Source organism: Algoriphagus litoralis, assembly GCF_003259255.1.
Taxonomy (GTDB): Bacteria; Bacteroidota; Bacteroidia; order Cytophagales; family Cyclobacteriaceae; genus Algoriphagus; species Algoriphagus litoralis.
In genome coordinates, this window is the sequence record NZ_QGOL01000008.1 from 19,083 (window position 1) to 34,484 (window position 15,402).

Below are 15,402 nucleotides of genomic sequence, written 5' to 3' on the forward strand. Positions count from 1 at the left end.
TTATTCTTTTACAAGTTGGACAGGTGCCTGATGCGCCAGCTGAAGGTTATTGGTGGTGATGACAGTACTATTTTCGGGGATTCCTTCGAGGATTTCGATCTCTTGCCCATTGTCCTTTCCTACTTCCACATAGTTCCATTTGGATTCTTTGCCATTTTCGACGGTAAAGACCACTGCACGTCCGGAGCGATAGACCACGGCATCTTTGGGAACGACAAGACTGTTACTTTGTGGGGCACGAATGATAGCACGGGCGTTCATTCCGGGAAGGAGATTTTTGACAGAGTTTAAAGTGATCGAGACCTGCACCAAACCATTTTCATCAACTTGGGGATTGATGGCAGAGACCCGGCCTTCGATCGCATTTTGGGAATCAGAGATGGGGTAAACCTCCGCCCGCTGATTGGAAGAGATGAGTGGAATGTCGGATTCCAAGACATTCACTCGAAGTAACAGTCGATCGGTGGAAAGTATTTCTGCAAACTCAGCATTTTTGGTGACCAGACTTCCCTGACGAAACTTGATATTGGCGACTTTGCCGGAAACTGGAGCGCGGACCTCACAGCGGGAAAGATTCAATTCGGCTTCTTTCAGTTCGACCTCAGCGAGGGAAAGTCCGCTATTCACCAGGATTCTACTTTCAACAGTTTTAGCAACAGTTGTATCCGTAGATTCAAGCGCAAGGTGAAATTGCGTTCGCAGCACATCCAATTCAGCCTGCGCTTTGATGACGGCGATTTTTGCTTTTTCCAACGCAAATTCCGCTTCGCGCTTATCCAGAATGGCAATGATTTGGCCTTTTTCCACATATTGTCCTTCGAGCACAGACACCTTCTCTAGGTAGCCCTCCCGCTCCACAAGCGCTTTCACCTCGCTTTGCGCCTCCAGCTTTCCTATGGCATTGATCAGGTAATCAAAGCTTTTCCGCTCCGCAACCGCCACACGAACTTCAGTGGAAGCGACTTCATTTCGGAAGGATTCAGAGGGAATCTCTTGGGATTCCTCCTCGGCTTTGGAACAGGAGAAGAGCAAAAGAGCCAAAACCCCCAATCGAACAGTAGAAAAGACAGACATTGGTTTATGATTTCAAAGTAGAGGAACTAAGATATAAGAAAAAACAAGAGTGTTGGATCAGGATGATTTAAAATTTCATAAAAGCTAATATCCTAATGTCCAATTTTCTCTCTGGGACTATGATCGCTTTATAATAAGGCCTTATCCTCAATCCTGGATGCTCCTTGCCAGCGTAGTATTCCACCAGTTTTTCGAGTTCGTCGAGATCTACTGCCTCAATCCGCACTTTTGCCAGACCGTCTTGAATCATTTCAATTCGAGTTGCCGCTGCTCGCGAAAGATCAATCTGACGCTTTGAGTAGGTGGGAAGTCGGTCATTGATCCTTACTACCACTGCCAGGTCGTTCTTCTGATTGATCACTCGGACGACAGTTCCAAGAGGCAATCGCTTGTGTGCTGCGGTCAAACTGTCCAAGTGAAAAATCTCACCACTTGCCGTCTTCCGCCCATGAAATTTCCTCCCATAAAAGCTGGCCGTCCCCTCCTGGATCAATAAAGAATCGACCTGTGCTTCCGCCACAGCAGCCCAAAACCCAAAAAGAAAAATCAAAAGGAACCGAATTTTCACCGCCGAATCTACCATTTCCGCCCGATTTCCCAATAAGAATGCTAATTCCTGTCAAGCTGCTAAGTTCTCTTGCAGGATGCAGACTTGCGGCTTATCTTAGTACATATTGTTTAGTCAGCAGCCGAAAGTCTATAATTTGGAATTAAAAAGACCAACTTTTTTTTCCCATTCTGCAAACTGACACTGTAAACTGCCTACTCCAAATGATGAAAATCCTCCACACCGCCGACTGGCACCTCGGTAAGCGACTTCAGGAATATTCCCGTCTCGAAGAGCAAAAGCTCGTCTTGGACGAAATCTGCCAGATCGCTGATCAGCAAGAGGTCGATCTCGTCCTTTTGGCCGGAGATATTTTTGACACCTTCAATCCTACGCACGAAGCCGTCGAATTGCTGTACAAAATGCTGCGAAGACTCTCTAAAAACGGCACCCGACCCATCGTTGCCATTTCGGGAAATCACGACAGCACGCAGTTTGTCGAGGCACCGGATCCTCTGGCGAGGGAATTGGGGATTTTGTTTTACAGTCGATATGACACGATTATTCCAGTCGACAAGTTAGATTCAGGAGTTGAAATCACCAGTTCCGAAAGCGGTTTTGTAGAACTGAAATTGCCTCAGTTTGATTTTCCGGTTCGAGTAATTTTAGCCCCTTATGCTAATGAAGTAAGCCTCCGAACTTACTTAGGGGAAGAAAATCGGGAAGCTGAATTCAGAAATTTACTGGCCAAAAACTGGCAAGATCTCGCTGATCGCTACTGTGACACAGCGGGAGTCAATCTTTTTGTGGGGCACTTTTTCTTCATGAAAGAGGGCGAAAAGCCCGAGGCCGAACCAGAATCCGAGCGCCCGATTCTTCATGTAGGAGGCACGCAGGCACTTTTCACAGATCATCTTCCCACCCAAATCCAATATGTAGCTTTGGGTCACTTGCATCGCTACCATGCCGTCTCCCATTCCAGCATTCCAGTAGTATATTCGAGTTCGCCGCTTGCTTACTCTTTTAGCGAAGCGGATCAGGAGAAAAAAGTCGTGATCATCGATGCAGAACCAGCCAAACCCGTCAGCTATAAATCAATTAGTCTTTCTCAAGGCAGACCTTTGTATCGGGTAAAGTTTGACGAACTCGCAAAAGCGCTGCAGTGGCTGGAGGAAAATCCATACTGTTTTGTGGAATTGACCTATGAAACGGACCATTCCATCGACGCGGCAACCCGAAAGGCAATCCTGAAAGCGCACGATGGAATCGTCAATCTCATTCCCCAAATCAAAAATCCGCTGGGGCAGCAGGACTTCAGCCTGCAGGTAGCAGATTTGGGTAAAGACATGGTCACGCTTTTTCAGCTTTTCTACCAAAGTGAAAAAGGCCAAGAACCGAATGAAGAACTGTTGGGCATTTTCAAAGAAGTCATCAGCCAAAACGACCAAGTATGATCCCTGTACGACTGGAAATTCAAGGCCTATATTCCTATAGGGAAAAGCAAACCGTCGAGTTTGACCAACTCACTGGGGCGGGACTTTTTGGGATATTCGGCGCTGTGGGCAGCGGAAAGTCCTCGATTTTGGAGGCAATTCTTTTGGCACTTTATGGCAGCACGGAGCGGCTATCGGATCGAGGGGAAAAGAACTCCATGCTCAACCTCCAAAGCGATCAGCTCCTGATTAATTTTGAGTTCCGTGCCGGAAAAAACAACGCCAAAACCTATCTGGCCCGCTATGCTGCAAAGCGAAACCCAAAGAATTTTGAGGATGTAAAACCTGCCGAGCACACGTTTTATAAGCGAGTCGGCGACTCTTGGGAAGCGCTAACCGAGCGAGGCGAGGAGATCGTTGGGATGCAAAAGAACCACTTCAAGCAGACGGTGATCATTCCCCAGGGAAAATTTCGGGAATTCATCGACCTCACTCCCGGACCTCGGGCGGAAATGATGAAGGAGCTTTTTGGCTTGGAGCGATTTGATCTATCTGGAAAAACAGGCTCGCTGCTCAAAGCCGTTCGGGAAGAGAAAATCCGTCTGGAAACACAGCTTTTGGGGTTGGAAGCCTTCACGAAAGAAAATCTGGCCCAAAAAGAAGAACACTTTGCCAAGCTGAGGACCAACTTAACCCAAGCCGAAGAACTCGTCAAAGGAGTCGATTCTGAATACCGCGCGAAAGAAGTACTGCGAGGAAAGCATCAAGAACTGCTCAAGTTCCAAGGACTTCGAACTGAGCTTTTGGAGAAAAAACCGGACATCGAATCCAAACGCCAACTTCATCAGGAGTTCATCACGGCCAAAACCCACCTCAAGCCGATCTGGGATCAGCGGAACGATGCGCAGGTAGAGTTGGAAAAATACACCGTGAGTGTCGAGGATTGCGCAAGATTCAAAGAAAGATTCGAACAGGAAATTGAGGGTCTCGAAAAAGAGGAGCTGAACCTGAAAGAAAAAAACCAGCAAAGACCACAGCGAGAAGCGAAAATCCGAGATCTGAAAAAAGTCTTGGAATTGCAGGTTTTACGTCAAAATCTAACTGCCGCCCAGCAGCTGCTCGATACGCTTCAGCCTTCTATCGAAGCAAAAAAGAAAGCCCAAAAATCCTTGAAACTTCAGCTTCAGCAACTCGAAGTTGATATCGAAAAGATTCCAGTCTTGGACAGTACGCTCTTGGCAGAATTGAAATCGGCAGAGCGAGACTGGAAAACCTGGGAAATCCAGCACAAGAAACTTACAGATGAATTGGATCAGTTGAATCAAGCTGCATCGAAAATTGGCCAGGAATCCGAGCAACTCCTTAGTAGTTTACCACATGACTTTGAAACCCTGGAAAACTGGCTTCAAGCACAAAAGGGCCAGTTAAAAACGCTCGAAATCGAACGGGATACACTTATTCAAAAGCAGGGCTTAGCAGCCCATATTCATCTCCTCCACGAAGGAGAGGCCTGTCCGCTATGCGGTGCTGTGGAGCATCCAGATCCACTTCAATCAGCAAGCGAAGTCCGCCAACTGGAAGAGAAAAACAGGGAAATCTCAGCTGGGAAAGTAATTCTCGAGCAAATCAGCAGCGCCATTCAACGCCAAAACGAATTGGCGATTCATCAGGAAAACAACCTGAAAAACATCGAATCCAAGAAATCTGAAATTGCAGAGATTACGCTTCAGCTAGGCAATTTGAAATCAAAATTGGCAAGTTTGGAAATCGAAACGCCAGAAGCTCTTACTGTCCAAATCCAAAAAATGGCAGACTCAGGAAAGGCGCTGGAGAAGCTGCAACTGGAGCTCAAAACGCTTCGGAAAAACTACGATACCGAGCAGGAACTAATCGAAAAAGCGGAAGTTGAGCTGAATCAGGCGCGCTTGAAAGCTCAATCCATTCTTTCTGGAATCAGCACCAAACAAGAGGAAATAAAGGATCCGGTCTTCTGTGAAGGCTTCTATGAAAAAGCCCCCGAAATCATTCGACAGACTATCCAAAAAGTAGAAAAGGACATCGATGAGGCCATTCAGCTTCTGGAAGGAAAGCAAAAACACCTCCGTGAAAAGCGTGGCGAACAGGCAAAAAATCTGGCGGATTTAGAGACTTTTTCCCGCTTAAAAAAAGAAACAGGTGACAAGATAGTTACCCTCCAAGCTAGCTTCGAGAAACTGAAAATCGAGTATGGGTTTACGGATGAAGTTGCGTTGATCCGGCTTTTTGAGCATTCGCTCGATGCCGAAAAAATCCTGAAGGAAATCACCCAATTTGATCAGGATTTGGCAGTGGCACAAAGTCGAATCCGTGAACTGGAAGAAAACCCGGAGGTCAGTCAGTTTGAAGAGGAGGCTTTTTTGAAGCTTTCAGCAAAGTTGCAACTCCTCAAATCTGAAGCGGAGACACTCCAAAATCAGTTTATCCTCCTCGGGCAGGAAATCAAGGAGGCCCAAAAGAACCTCTCCGAAAAATCATTGCTGGAAGCTGTCTTTTCCAAGCTCCAAAATCGGGAAAGCTATCTCCGAGAGCTAGACAATCTGTTTCGCGGCAGCGGTTTTGTCAAATATGTCAGTTCGATTTACCTCAAGGAGCTCTGCAACACCGCCAATGTGCGATTCATGAAGCTGAGCAAAAATAGCCTCAGTCTAGAGATTGATGACGATAATACATTTTGGGTCGTGGATTATCTGAACGGAGGAAAAAGACGCTTGCTCAAGACACTTTCAGGCGGGCAAACTTTCCAGGCATCGCTGTGTCTTGCTTTAGCTTTGGCAGAAAAAGTAAAAGCGCTCAATCAAGCCGACCAGAGTTTCTTCTTTTTGGATGAAGGCTTTGGAGCCTTGGACCGGAATGCGCTTCGGGTCGTCTTTGAGACGCTCAAATCACTTCGCCACGAAAACCGCATCGTCGGTATCATCAGCCACGTGGAAGAGCTGCAGCAGGAAGTCGGCGTCTATGCGCAAATCGAACTTGATCCTGAAAAAGGTTCGCAGGTGAGTTATTCATTTTAGGAAATCTTTGCCACAAAGACAGTAAGCCGCGAAGAAAATACTGCCATTCATTTGGTTCAAGTTTTCAAACTTGGACCCACAATTATGAGGTTGTCTCAAAAGGCCTGATTGTGTCAGCCTGAGCGGAGTCGAAGGCCATTTTCAGTGATTACAGCCGCGCATTTCGAACTTCCCAACTCTCGTTTGTCAGGTTGCTCAATGGGACAAACAGCAGTTATGAGACAGCCTCTGTTTAATGATCAATTCTTTGTTGAAGCAGCCTGAAGACTGCATTATCCTAAGGACAAGTCAGAATACCTGCGCTAAAAAGACAGCAGGTCTTTGGGAAAAATTTCTTTGCGCATTTGTGACTTTGTAGCCAAAAAATCCCATTGAATAATTTTACTCAGTACATTGAGTAAAATCCTAAAAAGCGACTTTATGTATTGATTTACAATTTGTTACAAAATAATTATTAAGCGAAAAAGACAGCCAAATTGACTGTCTTTTAGGTATATAAGTCTAGAATATTCACCTGAAGAAAGTCTTCCCAAGGTATCCCTCCTGTACCGATCACGAGAGACTTTTCAGGGTGATGAGCTTTGACGAAGGCATTCATTCCGCTCAGCCCTCCTACTTTTGAAGTCTTCACTTCCAAGGCGATGATGCGTTTTTTGTATTCGACAATGAAATCCACCTCGTCGTTCCCTTCTCTCCAATAGTAGATAGAAATCTTTTTGTCTTTGAAGGCTTGATTGACCAAGTGTGCCCCGACGGCAGATTCCACCCATCGACCCCAGGCTTTGTGATCTGCCTGCAGGGTCTCGAAGGTTTCATTGGAAATCCCCGACATGATGGCGGTATTATGTACCATGAACTTGGGACTGGAGGAGCGCTTACGGACAAGATTGGGACTAAATTTCTCCAGCCCGCCTAGAAGACCAGCCTCATTGAGCAGTTCCAAGTAATTGGCCAGCGTGGTGGTATTGCCTGCATCTGCCAATTGTCCCATGACCTTGGTGAAGCTGAGCACCTGACCTGAATAAGCCGAACCAATCTCAAACAGTCGCTTCATCAGCGCAGGCTTATCCACACGGGTCAGCATCAGAATATCCCTCGAGATACTGGTCTCGAGCAGGGAATCCCGCACGTAACTTTTCCATCGGTCTTCGTCCTCCTTCAAGGTAATAGCTCCTGGATATCCTCCATACCAGATGTATTCTTCCGGGGTCAAACCGAAAGCTTCTTTCATCTCAGCATAGGACCAATGTCCCAGATACATCGCCTCGAATCGCCCGGCAAGAGACTCTGTCAGTCCTTGCTGTAGCATCAAGCGGGAAGAGCCGAGCAGAATCACCCGAATATCCCGCTCCTCTAGGGTGTCCCGATCCCATTCCGCTTTGACTTGCTCACTCCAGTTATCGATCTTTTGAACCTCATCAATTACCAAGAGGTAGGGAATCTCAGGTGAAAGCTGATGCTTGACTCGTGCATTTTCCCATTGCTGAGCAATCCATACCTGATCACTTGCAGGCACGGCATCTGCAGCTACCAAGGAATACGGACAGTTCATGTCCCGAATCACCTGACGGACTAGGGTAGTTTTACCTACTTGCCGAGGTCCATAGATCACCTGAATAAAACTGCGAGGTTCATTCTGAAGGCGGTTTTGAATCTGGGTTTTTTCTGCTCTTTGGTAGGCCATTTTTACTTTACTCAAAATACTGAGTAAATTTACTCATTACATTGAGTAAATATCAAATTAAGCATCCATTTTATTTAAAATCAGTGAGTTGCAAAATAATTTTTAAGTAAAAAATCAGTGAAATTTGACCCTAAAAGAGATTGAATTGTTTTGGATTTGGGGGAAAAAGGCAAAAAAATACCCCGGCAACTAACCGGGGACTTTTTAAACTAAATAGACCTTACAAGAAAACTGGTCTATCCCACGAAGGGACAAATTGAGATTGGAATCTTTCTTCAGAACAATTTGATACGCATAAAACGAACCATCAAATGAAAATATTCTGGTTGACCCAGTTAATCTCTTCTTCCCGAATGGTATGATCCGGGTCATCGAATAATTTTATGGTGACTTCTGCTCCCATTTTGCGGAGCAGTTTGCCTGATTCATCTATTCTTTCTGCAGGGACGTGAAAGTCACGATCACTGCTACCTATGAAAATCGGAGTACCTTGAAAATCACCTGAATAATTTTCTGGCCTCAACTTTTCTCCGATCAATCCCCCAGTGAATGCCACTACCCCTTTGAATCTTTGCCCATGGCGGGCTGCAAATTCAAGACTAAGACATGCCCCCTGCGAGAATCCCAACAAAATGATGTTTTCTGTAGGGATGTTAGCCTCTTTAATTTTGCTCCAGGTTTCTTCCAAAATCTGAAGAGAATTCTCCAATGCAACTTTGTTGCCTTCGTCTGATGCCATAAATCCAAACGGATACCAGGAATTTCTGTTGGCCTGCGGGGCAAGAATTGCATAATCGGTCAGATTAAGATGGGGAACGAGCGAAAGGATACTTTCAGCGGTAGCTCCACGTCCATGGATCATGATGATAGCCTTATTCGCTTCGGTCAGCGAAAGACCGGTTTTTTTGATATCAGGCATAGGACTCGATGTCTAGTTTCACAGGCGCTAGGTTTTTTTCGATTTTTTCCCGACTCGGCTCAGCCCAATCTGGAAGCTTTACCAATTCCCCCAAGTGAGCTTCATCCTCATCTATAGCAAATCCGGGTTCATCTGTGGCAATTTCAAACAGTACTCCTCCCGGTTCACGGAAGTAAATTGACTTGAAATAGTTTCTGTCTTTGACTTCGGTCACTTGGTAGCCATTTCGCATCAAGATCGCCTGAACCTCCAGTTGAGTGGAAGAATTGGCAGTCCGAAATGCTATGTGATGCACCGTACCAGCACTCTGAACTCCACGATTTCCGCTTTTGTCAATCACAATATCAACGATATCGCCTGGCTTACCCTCAGTACCGTAGCGATAGCGATCGCCTTCTTGACCGATGAATCGGTAATCCATATGCTGGATCAAAAGCTTCTCAGTCAACTCTTTGGCACGGAGATTCAAAGTTGCTCCATAAAAGCCTCGAATCGAATGGACTGCAGGAATATGCCCATAAGTCCAACCTGGTCTTTCGTCTTGGTCATTGGCTACCAATTCGATTCCCATGCTGTCATGGTCTTCGAATCGGATCAGCTTTTCACCAAATCGAGTCTGAACATCAGAGACAGGAATCCCAAACTTTTTCAATCGCTCGATCCAATAGTCCAAGGAATCTTTTCCTATGGAAAAAGCGGTATAGGTCAATTCTCCTGTCCCTTTGGTACCTTTTCTCGCTCCAGTAAATGGGAAAGTCGTAAAAACAGTCCCAGGTCTTCCCAATTCATCTCCGAAGTAGAAATGATACACATCCGGTGCATCAAAGTTGATCGTCTTCTTCACCAGTCTCAAGCCTAGAATACCAGAATAGAAATCGATATTTTTTTGTGGATTTCCGGCGATCGCAGTGATGTGATGAATGCCGGTGATTAATGGTGTCATGTGATTTTTGTTTTTAAGAGCCCTTGGGTTTCCAAAGGATCAAGGGGTATTGTGGTTATATAAGCGTTGGATTTTAAGAAAAAAAGCCGCCCTTTGAGGCAGCTTTTTCAATTTTACTCGGTAACCTCTGGACCGAATATTCCTTATTGTTTTACAACTTGCACGTTTAGAAGCAATCTTACCTGATCACTTACAACCACGCTTCCTGCTTCTGTCACTGCTGACCAAGTTAATCCAAATTCTTTACGGCTGATTTTACCTTCGATTTCGAATCCGGCCTTTGTTTGGCCATAAGGATCACCAGCCACGCCACCAAAGTCAACGTCCAGAGTGACTTCTTTCTTGTTTCCACGGATTGTAAGATCTCCTACTAGCTTATAATCGCCTCCGTTTTTTACTACTTTTCCGGCGAAAGTCAAGTTGGGATGGTTGGCAGCGTCAAAGAAATCTGCAGATTTCAAGTGATTGTCCCGATCAGACTGATTGGTATCAATGCTGTCAATGGCAGCGGAGAAATTCACGCTAGCCCCGTCAAAATCATCAGAAGTAGATTCCGCAGAACCTTCAAAGCTCTTGAAATAACCAGTCACGGTTGAAATTACTAGGTGCTTTACCTTAAATGATACTTCTGAATGTGTAGGGTCGATGATCCATTTTGTAGTGCTCATAATTGTATTGTTTATTGGTTAGTTATAATTGTGTTGACATTTATTGTATAGACATTTATTTTTTCAATTTTTTTTATCCCCTCAGTTTGTCTAGTAAGTCATTCAATTGATTGACCTCTTCGATAGAGAGATGCAAGGCGTTTTTATTGTTTTCCTCGACCAGCAATTCCAGCTGGGCCAAAAGATCCAGTCCTTTTTGGGTAATCACAACATCGACTTGTCGGCGATCGCTTGGACATTCCTCCCTTTTTACGAGTTCCTTCATTTTCAATTTGTCTACCAGACGCGAGGCATTGGACATTTTATTAAGCATCCTGTCCTGAATAGAGGAAACTGTCGTAGGAGCTCCGTTCTGACCTCTCAAAATGCGCAATACATTATATTGCTCCGGTGACAAATCATGCGGCTTAAATAAGCAATTTTGCGTAGTCACCATATAACTATGTGTGTACAACAGATTCACCACCAATTTGTTATATGGATCTTTGAACTCCTTCTGCTGAATCGCCTCCTCTATTTTTCCCATTTTATTTACAATTGGATTTAATGTATATACATTCAAATGTAAGAAAAGGTTTCAATCTTTTTGATTTTTTTGAAAAATCCGATTCTTTGAAACTTAGGATTTTATAACTTCAATTTGCACTTTTTACAAAAACTATGAAAAAGCTGCTGTTTTCGCTCATTTTTATTCTGCTGAATGTTCTTTCAGCCAATCATTCTTTCGGCCAAATCCAGCAAAACCTGCAATCCAGATTTGACAACTATTTGACCCAGCGGAAATTTGAATCCGCACTTACACTTGCAGATTCTCTGATCAATTCGACCTCAGCAAATCCCCTTAATCAGGCTCATGCCTTTCTTCTGAAAGCAGTGGCACTCCAATCTCAAAAAAAGCATACGCCTGCCTCACACATCGCAGACAGTCTTCTACAAACGAGCGTATTCGAGCCTTATCCAGAATTGGAAATGAAGGCGCTCCTAGTCTTAGGAAATGTGAATTATTCACGGTTTCGCCAAAATGAAGCCACCTCCTATTATCTCCAAATCGACAGCCTCGGGGATGCGACCAAAAAAGGACGGGAAACGCAGATCAAGGCTTTGACCAACTTGGGCACCTTGATGCTAAGCACCAAGGAAAATCGGGACGAAAACTTCCTTCAGACCGGTGACTTCTATTATTCCAAAGGGCTGAAACTTGCACTGGAAACGGGAGACAGCACCGGATACTATGATCTCCGCACCTACGTCGCCACTCAGGACTTTGGCAAAGGGAAACTAGACTCGATCGAAACCATCTACACGGATGCTATTCGTTTTTTTGAAAGAAAAGGAGACCAAAAGCTCCTGACATCCACTCTTTGGGGACTTGGATGGGCTTATGAATCAGAGGGTGAACTGGAAAAAGCAAGGGAGACTTATCTGAGAACTATTCAGCAGAACGCGCAAAATCCTCAAAACATCAATGGCAATGCTAGAGCGCATTGGATCTATGCCAATTTTTTGAATCGTATGGAGGAATGGGAGGCCTCAATTCTCGAGTTTGAAACTGCCCAAAAACTCTTTCAGTCCGAAGAAGAACAAGATATCGGCCCATTGAATGGTACCATTTACAATCTCGCAACCCTCTATCGCAAAGTAGGCCGAGACAGGGAGGCTTATGAATTCCTTGAAAAAGCCTGGGTCATGCAGGATTCTATTGATCGGGCGATAGAATTCGATCAGCTTCAAGAACTGGAAACCAAATACCAAACTGCCCAAAAAGACAAAGAAATAGTAGCCCTCCAAGTAGTCTCGCAACGAAGAAAATTCCAGCTTCTGATTGGGATTTTAGCACTTGTGCTGGTAGTAGCTGGTTTTTTTATTTTTTTCTACTACCAACGAAAAAAACTGGATCTGGCCCGAAAAATCACAGAGTTGGATCAGGTCAAGAGCAGTTTTTTTGAAAACATCTCCCACGAATTCCGTACTCCTCTAACGCTGATCGACAGTCCGCTCCAAGTCTTGGAAAAAGATCCGGAAATCTCTGAAGAGTACTCCGCTAAACTGGCTTTGATCAGAAAGCAAAGCAACCGGCTGCTGGAACTGGTAGACCAAATCCTATCGTTGAATCAACTCCAAAACGGTGAGATCCAGGTCCTGCTAAAGAAGCGAAAGCTTCGCCACCACCTCCCTTCGCTCTTGGAATCTTTTGAGTTTGAAGCAAAAGAAAAGGGGCTGATTTGGAAGACCAAGCTCGATTTTTCAGACGATTTGGTATGGTTTGATCTTGATCTGATCCAAAAAATTTTCACCAACCTAGTTGGTAACTCCTTGAAATATACCCCAGAAGGCGGTGCCATCAAGATCAATTCCTCAGCCGATCAATCCCAACTTCGCTTCAGAATTCAAAACACGGCTCCAGAATTAAGACCACAGGAGGTGAAACGGATCTTTGACCGATTCTACCAAAATCAGCAGACCAACCCCGGTTTTGGTATAGGACTGTCGCTTGTAGATGCTTTGGTCAAGCGGCTCAACGGAAGTATAAATGCGGAGAAAGTTGAGGATCAATTGGCTATCGAGGTGACTTTACCAATAGCTTTGGACCATTTACCCCAAAACGTGATCTTGTTTGATCAGGAAAGTCAAGACTTGATTTATCCAAAAGAAGTCTCTCCCAACAAAGAAATCCCCATTTTACTGATTGCTGAAGATCATCAGGACACTCGCGCCATTCTTCTGGAGATTTTCCAAAATGACTACCAGGTCATTCCAGTAAGCAACGGAGAGGAGGCTTGGAAAATCTGTCAGGAAATAGTCCCAGATCTGATTTTATCAGATATCGCCATGCCTCAGGTCAGCGGTCTCGAACTTTGTCGCAGGATCAAAACCCATGAATTTCTTTCGCACATTCCAGTTTTTCTCCTGACGGCCTCAGCGGGACTATCCACGCAGCTGGAGGGAAGTGAGGCCGAAGCAGACGGCTACCTATCTAAACCATTCAATCATGAGTTGCTGGCACAGGAAATCAAAAAACTGATCGCTCAGCGCAAAAAACTCCGTGAACGCTACAGCAAAGAAGTTATTCTAAAGCCGGTGGAACTTGCCATCAACTCGGTGGAAGAGCGCTTTCTGGAAAAACTGCAGGAGGTAGTCACTGAGAATTTCGAAAACCCTGACTTCGGGGCGGAGGATTTTGCAGCCGCCATGGACATGAGCCGGATGCAACTTCATCGGAAATTGAAACACCTCACTGGGCATTCTGCCATGGAATTCCTGAAGGATCAACGCCTGAAAACTGCCGCCAGCTTGCTGAAACGAGGTGATCTGAGTGTTTCGGATGTAGCGTATTCGGTTGGATTTAATGACCTCTCCCACTTTTCGAAAAGCTTCAAAGCCAGTTTTGGACTAAGCCCAACCGAATATCAACAAACTAATTGAGCTAGTTTTTCAATGAATTTATGGCCTCTGGATCAATTCAGAGGCCTTTTTTTTGGTCTGTTACCTGTGACCAAGATCTTGTTACAGGCTGACAACTCCTTCCCAATTCAGGCAAGTAGTTTTGGTTTGAGCATTTGGTATGAAAAAGAAGCCCGGCAAATATGAAGGAAATCTTCCTCTTCTGAAGAGTCGGCAGATTCTATTAAATATCAATGAACTGGAAAAAGGACAGTATGAACTCATCCTTATTCAAAATGGAATCCCGCTTAAACGCATCATTTTCAAAAAGCCCTAATCAAATCCTGTTACTATGAGAACTTTTGATCACGTATTAAAATCGGCATTCACCCTTGCACTCTTTAGCTTATTCCTAGGAACAAATCCTGCATTTTCCCAATCCAAATTCATCAAGGATCTGAAAAAAGCAGCCGAAGAATCAGCCAAACGGACAGTAGAACGAAAAGTAGAAGACAAAACTGCAGAAAAAACAGATGAAGCTGTAGAAGCGGTCTTCGATGCACCCAATATTTTCAAGTCAAAGAAAAATTCCGGAAAGTCCGGCACAGAGGAATCTGATAATACCTCCGAATCAAAACAAAGCAAATCAGGCAATTCGAATTCAGCTGGAGGATCCTCTGCATCCACAGGTAGGACTATTTCTGTAGCAGATCAATTCATTCCAAATGGTCAGGTCATGTATACCGACAATTTTGAGCGGGATGCACTGGGAGATTTCCCATCAAAATGGGAGACCAACTCTGGAGGCGAGATCGTCACGGTAGATGATTTCAAAGCACTGCGTACTTCAGGCACAGGATTTTACACTCCAAATCTCCCTTCTGAATTGCCAGAAAACTATGCTGTTGAGTTTGACCTTTTCACCTACAACCTCGAATACAAGGGAACCTCTGCGCTTCGGTTTGAAATCCATTTGGTCGAGCAGCCCTTGATTTCTAAATCAAAAAAAGGTGCAGGAATCGAGATGCCACTGTGGTATAATGGCGCCTCCGATTACTTTCTGGTAGAGACCTATGGCACTGCTTCCAAAATCAGCAACAAGATCCCATTTGATTATACCGAAATGCTCAATGACATCATTCACTTTACGCTGATCAAAAATGGAAAGCGTGTCCGGCTGTTTTTAGATGAGACCAAAGTCATTGACATTCCGTCGCTCGCCTCGGATAACCTGGGCAAATACATTCAATTCTATGTGCGGGAAGTAGACCTGCAGAAAGACCTCGTGGTTGCATTTGCCAACCTGAAAATCACGGAGGAAGGTGAGGATTTGAGGTCAAAGCTGCTTAAGGCAGAAGGATTTTCCACCACAGCCATCCTCTTTCAGACGGCCTCAGACCAGCTTCAACCATCCTCTTTTGAGTTTTTGGATGAATTGGGACAAGTGCTGAAGGATGACGAATACCTGCGAATCCAGATCATTGGTCACACAGACAGCGACGGTGACGAAAACAGCAATCAGATCCTTTCGGAAAAGCGAGCGATGGCTGTGGCCAATTACCTGACGGAAAAATTCGGCATCTCAGGCTCCAGATTTCAGACGGTTGGAAAAGGTGAGTCCGAACCCGTAATCAGCAACTCCTCCGCTCAGGAAAAAGCGGCGAATCGACGAGTGGAATTCAAGAAATTTTAACCATATCTCA

At 44.9% G+C, this 15,402-nt stretch carries 12 protein-coding genes; 5 read left to right on the forward strand and 7 right to left on the reverse strand.

The features are described from left to right. Together DK188_RS09760 and DK188_RS09765 are read right to left on the reverse strand one after the other, a co-directional pair. Entirely contained in the window at positions 1-1,074 is a 1,074-nt protein-coding gene (locus DK188_RS09760; protein WP_111670650.1) for an efflux RND transporter periplasmic adaptor subunit, read from the reverse strand. 67 nt (positions 1,075-1,141) lie between these two features. Further along, entirely contained in the window at positions 1,142-1,657 is a 516-nt protein-coding gene (locus tag DK188_RS09765; protein ID WP_111670651.1) for a septal ring lytic transglycosylase RlpA family protein, read from the reverse strand. Positions 1,658-1,845: 188 nt separating this feature from the next. Between DK188_RS09765 and DK188_RS09770 the strand changes: the two genes are divergently transcribed. Both DK188_RS09770 and DK188_RS09775 read left to right on the forward strand, forming a co-directional pair. Continuing rightward, a complete protein-coding gene (locus DK188_RS09770; protein WP_198673001.1) occupies positions 1,846-3,075 on the forward strand; it encodes a metallophosphoesterase family protein in 1,230 nt (409 codons plus the stop codon). Then, a complete protein-coding gene (locus tag DK188_RS09775) occupies positions 3,072-6,104 on the forward strand; it encodes an AAA family ATPase (RefSeq protein ID WP_111670653.1) in 3,033 nt (1,010 codons plus the stop codon). The genes DK188_RS09770 and DK188_RS09775 overlap by 4 nt, the downstream gene beginning before the upstream one ends. Positions 6,105-6,591: 487 nt before the next feature. On the opposite strand, the gene DK188_RS09780 is transcribed toward DK188_RS09775, so the two are convergent. The 5 genes from DK188_RS09780 to DK188_RS09800 all read right to left on the reverse strand — a co-directional run bounded on the left by DK188_RS09780 (position 6,592) and on the right by DK188_RS09800 (position 10,844). Further along, positions 6,592-7,803: an ATP-binding protein gene (locus tag DK188_RS09780; RefSeq protein WP_317046867.1), complete on the reverse strand. Its 1,212-nt coding sequence runs from the start codon at positions 7,801-7,803 to the stop codon at positions 6,592-6,594. Between the two features lie 292 nt (positions 7,804-8,095). After that, positions 8,096-8,707 carry an alpha/beta hydrolase gene (locus DK188_RS09785; protein ID WP_111670655.1) on the reverse strand — a complete coding sequence of 204 codons (612 nt, stop codon included), beginning with the start codon at positions 8,705-8,707 and terminating at the stop codon, positions 8,096-8,098. Beyond that, complete coding sequence (locus DK188_RS09790) at positions 8,700-9,650, reverse strand: ring-cleaving dioxygenase (RefSeq protein WP_111670656.1); 951 nt, start codon at positions 9,648-9,650, stop codon at positions 8,700-8,702. The genes DK188_RS09785 and DK188_RS09790 overlap by 8 nt, the downstream gene beginning before the upstream one ends. Before the next feature lie 143 nt (positions 9,651-9,793). Continuing rightward, the gene (locus DK188_RS09795) at positions 9,794-10,318 is read right to left on the reverse strand and encodes a YceI family protein (RefSeq protein ID WP_111670657.1); all 525 of its coding nucleotides are present in this window, start codon (positions 10,316-10,318) and stop codon (positions 9,794-9,796) included. A 73-nt stretch (positions 10,319-10,391) separates the two neighbouring features. Next, positions 10,392-10,844 (reverse strand): MarR family winged helix-turn-helix transcriptional regulator, encoded by a 453-nt coding sequence (locus DK188_RS09800; protein WP_111670658.1) that lies wholly within the window; start codon positions 10,842-10,844, stop codon positions 10,392-10,394. Between the two features lie 134 nt (positions 10,845-10,978). On the opposite strand from DK188_RS09800, the gene DK188_RS09805 reads away from it, so the two are divergent. The 3 genes from DK188_RS09805 to DK188_RS09810 all read left to right on the forward strand — a co-directional run bounded on the left by DK188_RS09805 (position 10,979) and on the right by DK188_RS09810 (position 15,392). Next, the gene (locus tag DK188_RS09805) at positions 10,979-13,741 is read left to right on the forward strand and encodes a hybrid sensor histidine kinase/response regulator transcription factor (protein WP_111670659.1); all 2,763 of its coding nucleotides are present in this window, start codon (positions 10,979-10,981) and stop codon (positions 13,739-13,741) included. Positions 13,742-13,880: 139 nt separating this feature from the next. Next, positions 13,881-14,036: a hypothetical protein gene (locus DK188_RS21465; protein WP_157963215.1), complete on the forward strand. Its 156-nt coding sequence runs from the start codon at positions 13,881-13,883 to the stop codon at positions 14,034-14,036. A 15-nt stretch (positions 14,037-14,051) separates the two neighbouring features. Beyond that, positions 14,052-15,392, forward strand: coding sequence for an OmpA family protein (locus tag DK188_RS09810; RefSeq protein WP_111670660.1), 1,341 nt, complete (start codon positions 14,052-14,054; stop codon positions 15,390-15,392). Positions 15,393-15,402 lie beyond the last annotated feature (10 nt).

Excerpts from the sequence above, each read along its gene's own strand:
- DK188_RS09760 (WP_111670650.1), bottom strand. The coding sequence starts at position 1,074 with ATGTCTGTCTTTTCTACTGTTCGATTGGGGGTTTTGGCTCTTTTGCTC.
- DK188_RS09765 (WP_111670651.1), bottom strand. The coding sequence starts at position 1,657 with ATGGTAGATTCGGCGGTGAAAATTCGGTTCCTTTTGATTTTTCTTTTT.
- DK188_RS09770 (WP_198673001.1), top strand. The coding sequence starts at position 1,846 with ATGATGAAAATCCTCCACACCGCCGACTGGCACCTCGGTAAGCGACTT.
- DK188_RS09775 (WP_111670653.1), top strand. The coding sequence starts at position 3,072 with ATGATCCCTGTACGACTGGAAATTCAAGGCCTATATTCCTATAGGGAA.
- DK188_RS09785 (WP_111670655.1), bottom strand. The coding sequence starts at position 8,707 with ATGCCTGATATCAAAAAAACCGGTCTTTCGCTGACCGAAGCGAATAAG.
- DK188_RS09790 (WP_111670656.1), bottom strand. The coding sequence starts at position 9,650 with ATGACACCATTAATCACCGGCATTCATCACATCACTGCGATCGCCGGA.
- DK188_RS09795 (WP_111670657.1), bottom strand. The coding sequence starts at position 10,318 with ATGAGCACTACAAAATGGATCATCGACCCTACACATTCAGAAGTATCA.
- DK188_RS09800 (WP_111670658.1), bottom strand. The coding sequence starts at position 10,844 with ATGGGAAAAATAGAGGAGGCGATTCAGCAGAAGGAGTTCAAAGATCCA.
- DK188_RS09805 (WP_111670659.1), top strand. The coding sequence starts at position 10,979 with ATGAAAAAGCTGCTGTTTTCGCTCATTTTTATTCTGCTGAATGTTCTT.
- DK188_RS21465 (WP_157963215.1), top strand. The coding sequence starts at position 13,881 with ATGAAAAAGAAGCCCGGCAAATATGAAGGAAATCTTCCTCTTCTGAAG.
- DK188_RS09810 (WP_111670660.1), top strand. The coding sequence starts at position 14,052 with ATGAGAACTTTTGATCACGTATTAAAATCGGCATTCACCCTTGCACTC.